At 35.0% G+C, this 1,559-nt stretch carries 3 protein-coding genes; 2 read left to right on the top strand and 1 reads right to left on the bottom strand.

What is annotated here, in order from left to right:
* Nucleotides 1-36: 36 nt before the first annotated feature.
* Nucleotides 37-891 carry a site-specific DNA-methyltransferase gene (locus ACI4L0_RS02545; RefSeq protein WP_439798599.1) on the bottom strand — a complete coding sequence of 285 codons (855 nt, stop codon included), beginning with the start codon at nucleotides 889-891 and terminating at the stop codon, nucleotides 37-39.
* 19 nt (nucleotides 892-910) lie between these two features.
* Between ACI4L0_RS02545 and ACI4L0_RS02550 the strand changes: the two genes are divergently transcribed.
* Entirely contained in the window at nucleotides 911-1,039 is a 129-nt protein-coding gene (locus ACI4L0_RS02550) for a hypothetical protein (RefSeq protein WP_439798600.1), read from the top strand.
* Between the two features lie 142 nt (nucleotides 1,040-1,181).
* A complete protein-coding gene (locus ACI4L0_RS02555) occupies nucleotides 1,182-1,502 on the top strand; it encodes a helix-turn-helix domain-containing protein (RefSeq protein WP_439798601.1) in 321 nt (106 codons plus the stop codon).
* Nucleotides 1,503-1,559 lie beyond the last annotated feature (57 nt).

Below are 1,559 nucleotides of genomic sequence, written 5' to 3' on the forward strand. Positions count from 1 at the left end.
TTTTTACACCTTAAACCTGTAAAAATTTTGTGTTGACTAAATAGCGCATTTTATATATCCTCCAGAATGTGGGTTAGAAGAATTACTTGAACTACTATAAACGCCATCTTTATCAACATTGTTGTAATGAGCAACTTGTTTTAATTCATCTTTATTATCTTTTATCCACTTTCTTAGTTTTTCTTGAATTTTTTCTAAATCAATTTCTTTCTCTTTTATTTTTTTATACTGCTCATTAATTCGTTCTGCGGCTTCACTTTTTCGTGACCAGTTCTTAAGAAATGCTCTATTTTTTGCATAGCAAATCATAAATTCATGTTCTGTATTTATCTGAGAAGGATTGTTATCAGTTGCAGTTTCGATAATTAATTCACCAACAAAATTTCCTTCTCCAAATATTTCATCACAAAGCTGTTTTAAATTCGCCTGCTCGTTGTCATCAATGCTGATAAAAATCACGCCGTCTTCTCGCAAAAGTTCCCGGGCAAGGGCAAGGCGCGGATACATAAAAGTGAGCCAGGCGGAGTGAGTGCATTTTCCATTCATGCCGCAAATACGCTCGGCTTCTTCTTCGCTAACATCAAGTTTTTCAACAAGTTCTTTTGCGGTAAAACCAAACTTGTCGTTGTAAACAAAATCATCCTTGCCTGTATTATAGGGCGGATCGATATAGATACATTTTATCTTCTCTGCATAGGAATATTTCAAGTGCTGCAAGGCATCAAGGTTGTCGCCCACGATATAAACATTCTCGCTGTCAGTGTCTGAATTTTTTTCATCCGGCACAATAACGGTTTCGCTGTCCAAATTGGACTGATAATGCGCGTAACTCTTTCCAAGAAAATTCAGCGTAAAACCCTCTTTTTTAACATCAACTTCATCTTTGTTCAAAAATTCGGCAAGTTTTTCTATGTCAAAATGTTCTTTTATAATTTCGCCGTTTTCGTCAGTGTCAGGCTTTGAAAAGCACTGCGGAAAATATTTTTTAAGAACTGCAAGCTCGCGGCTGTTCGGGCTTACGGATTCATTTGAGGTTTGAATGTCAGTTTTCATTGTTTTATCTCACTTATAGTTTGGTCATACCGATTTTTCAATATATTTAGTCGGTTTAACTGTATTATTATATACCAAAGTACAGTTTTACCCAATAATTTTCTAAAAAAGACGGTTATTTTGACCGTATGGATGATATAAAAAAAGACTTTATTGCAAATTTGATTTTCTACAGAACACAAAAAAATATGTCGCAACTTGAACTATCTGGAATTTGTGACTGTGCAAAAAGTACTATAAGCGGAATAGAATCAAGAAAGAATTTTCCATCTTTCGAGTTGATTTTGAAAATCGCGTATGCCCTAGAAATCCATCCTGCCGATTTGTTCTTGCGCAACGCAAGCAAAACCCGCGAAGATGTCCGTGACTTTTTTGAAAAAGAACTTTCCGTAACAATAAAAGAAATGGTGGAAAAGAAATTTCCAGCCGCGCAGAAAGATGAAGAATAAACTTTTTTAAGCATTAAACTTGATGAATCGAAAGACATTTATTATGTTGCAACTCTC

Origin of the sequence: Treponema sp. (genome assembly GCF_051883275.1) — a bacterium.
GTDB lineage: Bacteria > Spirochaetota > Spirochaetia > Treponematales > Treponemataceae > Treponema_D.

Excerpts from the sequence above, each read along its gene's own strand:
- ACI4L0_RS02550 (WP_439798600.1), top strand. The coding sequence starts at position 911 with ATGTCAAAATGTTCTTTTATAATTTCGCCGTTTTCGTCAGTGTCAGGC.
- ACI4L0_RS02555 (WP_439798601.1), top strand. The coding sequence starts at position 1,182 with ATGGATGATATAAAAAAAGACTTTATTGCAAATTTGATTTTCTACAGA.